Source organism: Pseudomonas sp. SDO52101_S400 (assembly GCF_054071635.1).
The window spans coordinates 24,209-30,488 of record NZ_JBSVWF010000065.1; the positions used below are offsets into that span (position 1 = coordinate 24,209).

General features: G+C 61.7%; 7 protein-coding genes. 2 read left to right on the forward strand and 5 right to left on the reverse strand.

Annotated features, from left to right (window positions below; genetic code table 11):
* Window positions 1-17 precede the first annotated feature (17 nt).
* From argE to ACW9HX_RS25070, 5 genes are all read right to left on the reverse strand, one after another.
* Window positions 18-1,166, reverse strand: coding sequence for an acetylornithine deacetylase (argE, locus tag ACW9HX_RS25050; protein ID WP_457382643.1), 1,149 nt, complete (start codon window positions 1,164-1,166; stop codon window positions 18-20).
* Window positions 1,163-1,840, reverse strand: a complete 678-nt coding sequence (locus ACW9HX_RS25055) for a DUF1028 domain-containing protein (RefSeq protein ID WP_457382644.1) — start codon at window positions 1,838-1,840, stop codon at window positions 1,163-1,165. Before ACW9HX_RS25055 ends, argE begins: the two co-directional genes overlap by 4 nt.
* A gap of 27 nt (window positions 1,841-1,867) precedes the next feature.
* Complete coding sequence (locus ACW9HX_RS25060; protein ID WP_007950460.1) at window positions 1,868-2,284, reverse strand: RidA family protein; 417 nt, start codon at window positions 2,282-2,284, stop codon at window positions 1,868-1,870.
* Window positions 2,285-2,342: 58 nt separating this feature from the next.
* Window positions 2,343-3,650 (reverse strand): flavin-containing monooxygenase, encoded by a 1,308-nt coding sequence (locus ACW9HX_RS25065; RefSeq protein ID WP_457382645.1) that lies wholly within the window; start codon window positions 3,648-3,650, stop codon window positions 2,343-2,345.
* Between the two features lie 261 nt (window positions 3,651-3,911).
* The gene (locus ACW9HX_RS25070) at window positions 3,912-4,730 is read right to left on the reverse strand and encodes an alpha/beta fold hydrolase (RefSeq protein ID WP_457382646.1); all 819 of its coding nucleotides are present in this window, start codon (window positions 4,728-4,730) and stop codon (window positions 3,912-3,914) included.
* A gap of 181 nt (window positions 4,731-4,911) precedes the next feature.
* Between ACW9HX_RS25070 and ACW9HX_RS25075 the strand changes: the two genes are divergently transcribed.
* Both ACW9HX_RS25075 and ACW9HX_RS25080 read left to right on the forward strand, forming a co-directional pair.
* Window positions 4,912-5,361, forward strand: coding sequence for a winged helix-turn-helix transcriptional regulator (locus tag ACW9HX_RS25075; RefSeq protein ID WP_457382647.1), 450 nt, complete (start codon window positions 4,912-4,914; stop codon window positions 5,359-5,361).
* A gap of 231 nt (window positions 5,362-5,592) precedes the next feature.
* The coding region (locus ACW9HX_RS25080) for a POTRA domain-containing protein (protein WP_457382648.1) at window positions 5,593-6,280 on the forward strand (688 nt) is incomplete at its 3' end.

Here is a 6,280-nt window from a genome sequence, read left to right on the forward strand (position 1 = left end):
AGAGTTGGGGGCAGGTATCAAAGGCGAATCGATGCCAGCATCCGTTGCAGCATCACATCGCAAGCCTTGAGCTGATCGCGGCTGACGAACTCGTCCGGCTTGTGGCCCTGGTCCATGCTGCCGGGCCCGCACACCACCGTGGGAATGCCCACCGCATCGAACAACCCGCCTTCAGTGCCGAACGCCACGGTGCCGAAATCGTCCGAGCCGCAGAACGCCGCGATCAATTCGGCAGCCTGACTCCGGGCATCGGTTGCCAGTCCTGGATACGCCGACAGTTCACTGAACCGGATATCGCTCTGCTCGCTGACGGCCCGCATGCGCGGCAGCATTTGCTGTTCGGCGTAGGCCTTGAGTTGCTGCGCGACGACTGCCGGATCCTGCGAGGGCAGGGCGCGTATTTCAAAATCGAAACGGCAGTCGGCGGGGACAATATTCAACGCCTTGCCACCGCTGATCACGCCGGTTTGCACCGTGGAATACGGCGGGTCGAAACGCGGGTCGAGGTGTTCATCCTTGAGCTGCCGTCCGATGCGTCCCAACTCGCCGATCAATTCGGCGGCGCATTCGATGGCATTGACCCCAAGCGGCGCGTAGGCCGAATGGCAGGCATGGCCCTGGACATCGCAGCGCATCGCCAGTTTGCCCTTGTGCCCGAGCACCGGTTTGAGTTCGGTCGGCTCGCCGATGATGCACAGCAACGGTTTGACCGGACGCTGTTCCAGCACCTTGAGCAGCGAGCGTACGCCAAGGCAACCGACCTCCTCGTCATAGGACAAAGCAATGTGCACCGGCATACGCAGCGGTGCTTCGATCAGCGACGGCACCAGCGCGAGCACGCAGGCGATGTAGCCCTTCATGTCCGCCGTGCCGCGACCGTAAAGCTTGCCGTCGCGCTCGCTGAGTTCGAACGGCGGCACGCTCCATGGCTGACCATCGGCAGGCACCACGTCGGTGTGCCCCGACAACACGATGCCCGGCTGATCGGCCGGACCAATCGTGGCGAACAGATTGGCCTTGCTGCGCTCATCGTTGTAGATCAGCTCGCACGGCACATCGAACCGTTCGAGGTAGTCGCGCACGAAGTCGATCAATTGCAGGTTGGACTCGCGGCTGGTGGTGTCGAACCTCACCAGCGTCTTGAGCAACGCGACGCTGTCGCTCATCGATCGTCTCCGGCAACTCCGTAGCCCGGCGCCTTCGCCGGATCCAGTGCGCGGTCGATGTAGTCCTGAAGCTGCGGGCGATAGGCGTCCCAGAGTTTCTGCAACTGACCGATCGGGTCTTCATCGGCCCAGTCCACCCGAAGGTTGACGATGGGCCAGGTCAGTTCACCGACCACGACCACGGCTGCCGAGTGCACCGGACCCGCTTCACCGCCCAAGGCCTGGGCAGCGTGCAAGGCCTTGATCAGGCGATCGGCCAATTGGCCTTCGCCGTCCTCGAATGCACCGACCATGGCTTCGATCACCGAGCGGCCGGCGAGCATGTTGCCGGCCGCCACGCATTGTTCGCCCGACACGGCGTTGTGCACGCCCAGAGTTTGCGCGCCGCTGAAATGCGCTGTCTGGCCGAGGTGATTGATCGCCGTGATCTGCCGGTACTGACTGTAGCCGTTGCGGGTCAGCACCTTGTCCAGCGCCGCCTCGGGCGCCAGGCCTTGCTCCATCAGGGCGAGCACCTCCGGGCCGAGGGAGGGCAGAGTGATGTTCTGGCTCGACACCGCGCCGACACCCGGCAACAACCACGGGCAGCGGGCGCCGACGGCGATGCTGGAGGAGCTGATGGCAATGCCGAACTGACCGGTTTCGGGGCAGCGGGCGGCGATGGAAAATGTCATGTGTGGCCTCCTTTCGCTAAGGTCGAATTACTCGGGAATCACCGCAACCACATCAATCTCCATCAACCACTGCGGCTGACCCAGCGCCGACACCACCAGCCCGGTGGAGATCGGGAACACCCCCTTCAGCCATTTGCCGACTTCCTGATACACCGGTTCGCGGTAGCGCGGATCGATCAGGTAAGTGGTGGTCTTGACGATGTGGCTCAGGTCACTGCCGGCCTCTTCCAGCAGCTGCTTGACGTTGCGCATCGCCTGTTCAGTCTGCGCGCGCGGATCGCCGAGGCCGACCAGCTCACCATCGAAATTGGTGCCGACCTGACCACGGACATACACGGTGTTGCCGGCGCGCACTGCCTGGCACAGGTCGTTGTCCAGGGTCTGGTTCGGGTAGGTGTCCTTGGTGTTGAACATGCGGATGCGGGTGTGGGTTGGCTGACTCATGTGAGGCTCCTGACAAAATCGGAACCGGCGCGACGGGCGCCGGGATTGAAGAAGGAAATCAAGCGTCGACGGTGTCGACAGCGTTGTTGTGCAGCGCGGCTTCGCGTTGTTCGGCATCGCGATAGGCCAGGTATTTGCGCTGGGTGGCGATGTGATCGGCGACGTGTTTGGCGTCGTGCCACACGCCCCAGATGAACGAAGAACCGCGTCGCGACTGCCACGGCAGACCGAGGAAATACACGCCCGGCTCGCTGGACACGCCGCGCTGATGTTGCGGCTTGCCGTTTTCATCGAAAGCGGCGACCTTCAGCCAGGAATAGTCCACGGCAAACCCGGTGGCCCAGATGATCGAGGTGATGCCGGCGGCGGCCAGATCGAGATCGGCCAGCGGGTTTTTCACGCATTCCGGGTCCGGATACGTCTCGCGGGCTTCCGGTTCCAGCGGCAGATCGAGGCCGTTGCGTTCGATGTAGGCGTCGGCGGCATCCAGCAGCGCGAGGTAGTTCTCGTCGCCACGCTTGAGGTTGTCGCGCAGGTCCTGCTTGAAGGTCACCACGCCGTCTCTGAATGATTCAGTGACGCCGACCAGGGTCATGCCGCGATGGGCCAGGCCACGGAAATCGATGGTGCGGCCACCGTGGGCGCCGCTGACGGCGATGGTCACGTGCTCGCGGCCGGGTTTCATCGCGGCCTGATCCCACTCGCCGAGCACGCCGAGCCACCAGCAGAAATCGCGGTTACGGTAGGCGCGAGGAGGGCGGTCATGGGCGCCGACCGAGAGGTAAACCTGCTTGCCCGAACGCTGCAATTCATCGGCGATCTGCACGCCCGACGAACCGGCGCCGACCACCAGCACCGCGCCGGCCGGCAGTTGTTGCGGATTGCGATAGTCAGCCGAGTGAATCTGCAACAGGCGTTCATCCTTGGGCGCAATGGCCGGGATCACCGGGCGCTGGAACGGGCCGGTCGCGGCAACTACTCGGGCGGCTTCGATCACGCCTTCGGAAGTCTCGACGGTGAAGCCCGGACGACCGACATTGCGCACCACGCTCTTCACGTCCACGCCGGTGCGGATCGGCGCATTGAATTTCTTCGCATAGGCCTCGAAGTAGTCGGCGACGCGTTCCTTGTGAGCGAAACCGTCCGGATCGACGTCATCGAATTCCATTCCCGGAAAGCGGTCGTGCCACGCCGGACCGTTGGCCACCAGCGAGTCCCAGCGCCCGGTGCGCCAGCGTTCGGCAACGCGGCTGCGCTCCAGCACCAGGTGCGGCACGCCGAGTTTTCTCAGGTGTTCACTCATGGCCACACCCGCTTGACCGGCGCCGACAACAAGCGTGTCTGTTTTTATTATTTCAGTGGTCATCTCTGATCCCTTCTCACGAGGCCGTTGGATTCAGGCCGCTGTCGACCTGTTCTCTGTGCTTGGGATCAGACTAGGGAGGGGGTGGTTATCGGTAAAATATTATTAAGCTGGCATGTGAAGATAAAAACGTGATGCAGAGTCCTGAAAGCCCCGTAAATACGGGCCCTCGCCATGGCGCTGGAATCCGGGACAACGAAAAAAAAGGGCCGCCGACAGGCTTGTCGGCGGCCCTTTGCAAGGCATGTTCAGCTGACCGCGAACTCAGCGATCGAGAAACGCCAGCAGGTCTTCGTTCAATTGCTGCGCATGGGTGACTGCAAAGCCGTGTGGCGCGCCTGAGTAGACTTTCAGCTCGGCACCCTTGATCTGCGCTGCTGCGCGTTTGCCGGTGGTTTCGAATGGCACGATCTGATCGCCGTCGCCATGAATCACCAACGTCGGCACATCGATTTTCGCCATGTCCGGGCGGAAGTCGGTTTCCGAGAATGCGGTGACGCAATCCACGGTGCCCTTCAGCGAAGCCAGCAGGGCGATGTTCAGGGTTTGCGTCAGCACGCCATCGGAGACTTTCTGGCCCTGGTTGGTGCCGTAGAACGGCGCGTTGAAGTCTGCGATGAACTGCGCACGATCCTTCAACAGACCGGCCTTGATACCGTCGAAGACCGACGTGTCGACGCCTTCGGCAAAGTCCGGCTTCTTGCCGAATAGCGGCGTCACAGCGCCCAGCAACACCAGACCGGCGACCCGCTCACTGCCGTGGCGGGCAATGTAGCGGCTGACATCACCGCCACCCATGGAGAAACCCACCAGGGTCACGTCACGCAGGTCGAGGTGTTCGATCAACTGCGCGATGTCGTCGGCGAAGGTGTCGTAGTCGTAGCCGGTCCATGGCTGCTCGGAACGGCCGAAACCACGACGGTCGAAAGCGATGGTGCGGTAGCCGCGGCTGCTCAGGTACTCCATCTGGTATTCCCACATGTCGGCATCCAGTGGCCAACCGTGGCTGAACAACACGGGCTTGCCGCTGCCCCAGTCCTTGAAATAGATCTCGGTGCCGTCTTGGGTCGTGAACGTGCTCATGGAAACTCCTTGGGTGTGGACCTGCGTGGATGCCGTGATGGCAATGATCACTATCGCGGCAAAGTGCATCGGCCACTTGTACGCAGGTGCTAAGTTCGAGGCGCACAGCGTTATCGGTTTCACGGCGCGGGTTGTAAGATGCAACCGCATCCAACCTGCCGATTTGCTGGAGACACCCGAAATGAAGCGCAAAAGTCTTGCGGGCAATGCCTGCCCGATCGCCCGGACACTGGACCTGATCGGCGACTGGTGGTCGTTGCTGATCATCCGCGACGCGCTGGAAGGCATTTGTCGTTTCGGCGATTTCGAAAAGAGCCTGGATATTGCCAAGAACATGCTGAGTGTCCGGCTCAAGGGCCTGGTGGAGCGCGACATCCTGCGCATGGTGCCGGCGTCCGACGGCAGCGCCTACAAGGAGTACGTGCTGACGGAAAAAGGCCGGGCCCTGCAAACTGTGATCGTCGCGCTGTCGCAGTGGGGCGGGGAACACCTGTACGCGCCTGGCGAGCCGGGGTCGGTGATGGTGGATGCGCAGAAGGGGCAGCCGATCAGGAAGCTTGAGTTGCTGTCAGCCGATGGTCGAGTGCTGGCGCCGGAGGATGTGGCGACGAAACTGGCGGTTGAACACTGAGGTGAGTCAGATCTGTCGGACGATTCTCTCATCGGAGCATTCTTTGGTGCCGAGAGCGGTTTTCCTTGGTTTTTCTGCGAAACATCCTGCAGCTCTGTCGGAGTCGGACGATTTCACCGATGCCGTTCATCGGCAACAATCTCTCGGCGAATCCATAAATTGACGCCAGAATAGTGGCACATTAACATTGCGCCACTATTCTGATATCAATTCCGTCTCGAGGGATCGAACATGTCCTCACCCGCCCTCGTGGCGAGGTTGTGCTTGGCTTTGCTGTGCCTTTCTCCACTTAATGCTGTATCCGCTGCACCCACCCCTGGTGAAACCGATCTCATCCGCGAACGACAGGATCGCTTGCTCGACGAGCAGCGCCGTCGCCTCGAAGAACTCAAGGACCTGCCGGGCAAGGAAGCCAAGCCAGTTCAATCGGCGGCGCCGACCGACACCCGCTGTTTTCCGATCAAGGACATCGAACTCAAAGGCGCCGACAGCCTGTCGGATAGTGACAAAGCTCGCCTGCTCAAGCCTTACATCGGCCAGTGCCTGGGCGTGCCGCAGCTCAACGAGTTGCTGAAAGTCATCACCGACCACTACATCGAGAAGGGGTTGGTGACCAGCCGCGCCTACTTGCCGCAGCAGGATCTGTCCGCCGGGCACCTGAAAGTGCTGGTGGTCGAGGGCAAGCTCGAAAGCCTCAAAGGTGCCGAGAACAGCAAACTTTCCGAGCGTGAGCTGGCGATGGCGTTTCCCGGCAAGGCCGGCGAACTGGTCAACTTGCGCGAGATCGAGCAGATGGTCGATCAGCTCAATCGCCTGCCGTCCAATCAGGCCAAGATGGAGCTCTCGCCGGGCAAGAACGTCGGCGGCAGCGAGGTGCTGGTCAACAACACTGCGCAAAAGCCCTGGCGTGTCGGGTTGT

Bases quoted from the DNA above. Each gene is read 5' to 3' on its own strand.
- argE (WP_457382643.1), bottom strand. From the start codon at position 1,166: ATGAGCGACAGCGTCGCGTTGCTCAAGACGCTGGTGAGGTTCGACACC.
- ACW9HX_RS25055 (WP_457382644.1), bottom strand. From the start codon at position 1,840: ATGACATTTTCCATCGCCGCCCGCTGCCCCGAAACCGGTCAGTTCGGC.
- ACW9HX_RS25060 (WP_007950460.1), bottom strand. From the start codon at position 2,284: ATGAGTCAGCCAACCCACACCCGCATCCGCATGTTCAACACCAAGGAC.
- ACW9HX_RS25065 (WP_457382645.1), bottom strand. From the start codon at position 3,650: ATGACCACTGAAATAATAAAAACAGACACGCTTGTTGTCGGCGCCGGT.
- ACW9HX_RS25070 (WP_457382646.1), bottom strand. From the start codon at position 4,730: ATGAGCACGTTCACGACCCAAGACGGCACCGAGATCTATTTCAAGGAC.
- ACW9HX_RS25075 (WP_457382647.1), top strand. From the start codon at position 4,912: ATGAAGCGCAAAAGTCTTGCGGGCAATGCCTGCCCGATCGCCCGGACA.